At 71.5% G+C, this 1,795-nt stretch carries 2 protein-coding genes; both read right to left on the bottom strand.

Features of this window, described 5'->3' with window-relative positions; genetic code table 11:
• Positions 1-414, bottom strand: a 414-nt coding sequence (locus tag AOK11_RS37740) for an OsmC family protein (protein WP_055598128.1), incomplete at its 3' end; no start/stop codon positions are given.
• A 51-nt stretch (positions 415-465) separates the two neighbouring features.
• The coding region (locus AOK11_RS37745; RefSeq protein WP_055598129.1) for an LLM class flavin-dependent oxidoreductase at positions 466-1,795 on the bottom strand (1,330 nt) is incomplete at its 5' end.

Here is a 1,795-nt window from a genome sequence, read left to right on the forward strand (position 1 = left end):
ACCCTGCGCCGGGGCGGCCACCTCGACGTGGCCGCCCCGGCGCAGGGTGTTGTAGATCGGGCAACTGTCGGTGAAAAGCCCGACCAGGACATCGGCCTCGTCCTGGTCGACTCCCTCGAGCAGCAGCTCGATCCGCAGGTACGCGTAGCGGGTGGGGTCCTGCGGGTCCCGCTGGTAGCTGACCTCGGCCCGGCCCCCGGTCAGGCCCGAGCCGCGTTCCTCGGCATGGAGTTGGATGTTGCTCAGGGAGCAGGAGGCCAGGGAGGACAGCAGCAGCTCTCCTGCCTGGACGGCCTCTCCCGGGCCGGTGCGGGCGTCGGAGACGAAGTGGTTCGTCCGGGCGGTCACCAGCAGGCGCCCCGGGGTGTCGGTGGTGCGGCCGGTGATGCTCGTGATGTCGCCTGCTGCTGTCATGCCGTGAGGTCCTTGGCGTCGTTGTGCGGGTTCCGGTGTACGAGGGCGGGGTCAGCCGTTGTCGCCGTCGGCGTTGCCGTGGCGGCGGTCGTGCCACTGCCCGGTCTCGGGGCGGTCCAGGGCGAGGTGGTCACGCAGGGTGCTGCCCTCGTACTCCGTGCGGAACAGGCCGCGGTTCTGGAGCTCGGGCACGACTTGGCGGACGAAGTCCTCGAAGGCGCCCGGGGTGTGGACGGACCCGATGGTGAAGCCGTCACAGGCGCCCTCGGTGAACCACTGCGCCATGCCGTCGGTGACCTCGGCGGCGGTGCCGACGAACGATCCCTCGGTGCGGCCGCCGTACTTCTTGCCCAGCTCGCGCAGGGTCAGGCCCTCGCGCCGGGTCATCTCCACGACTTCCTGGTAGTGGCCCTGGACGCCGGGGACGTCGACGTCGGGCAGCGGCTCGTCGAGCGGCAGCTCCGAGAGGTCGATGTCCAGGTGGTAGGCGAGGGTGGACAGGCCGGCCAGCGGCGGGACCAGTTCGAACAGGCGCGCCTCGGTCTCCCGGGCCGCCTCGGTGGTGGGGCCGATGATGGGGGTCGCCATGGGGAGGATCTTGACGTCCTCGGCACGGCGGCCGTGGGCCACGGCGCGGGCCTTGATGTCCTGGTAGAAGTCCTTGGCCGACTCCAGCGAGGCGTGGCTGCAGAAGATGACGTCCGACCAGCGCGCGGCGAAGTCGCGGCCCTTCGGGGAGGCGCCGGCCTGGATGATCACCGGGTAGCCCTGGGGCGAGCGCGGGGTGTTCAGCGGGCCGCGGACGGTGAACCAGTCGCCCTTGTGGTCGATGCTGTGGACCCGGTCGGGGTCGGCGAACAGCGGGGTCTCGGCGTCGAAGACGAGGGCGTCGTCCTCCCAGCTGTCCCAGAGCTTGCAGGCCACCTCGAGGAACTCGTCGGCCCGCGCGTAACGCTGGTCGCGGTCGATGTGCCGGTCCTCGCCGAAGTTGCGGGCCTCGGAGTCCTGGAAGGAGGTCACCACGTTCCAGGCGGCGCGTCCGTCGCTGAGGTGGTCCAGCGTGGAGAGGGAGCGCGCCACCGGGAAGGGGTCGAAGTAGCTGGTGGAGATCGTGGCGGCGAGGCCGAGGTGGGTGGTGGCTGCGGCGACCGCCGACAACACGGGCGTCGGGTCGAGCCGCAGGGAGCCGAGGGCGCCGTAGCGCAGCTGGCTGTCCATGCTGCCGCCGAGGCGGTCCGGCACGGACAGGATGTCCGGGAGGAACATCAGGTCGAACTTGCCCTGTTCGAGCACGCGGCCGATGTGCTGGTAGTAGGAGGCGGAAAGCCAGCCGGGCTCGGATCCGGGGTGGCGCCAGCCGCCCGGCCGGCCGGGGCCCGCG

The organism is Streptomyces hirsutus, assembly GCF_001418415.1.
In the GTDB taxonomy this organism is placed as follows: Bacteria; Actinomycetota; Actinomycetes; order Streptomycetales; family Streptomycetaceae; genus Streptomyces; species Streptomyces hirsutus.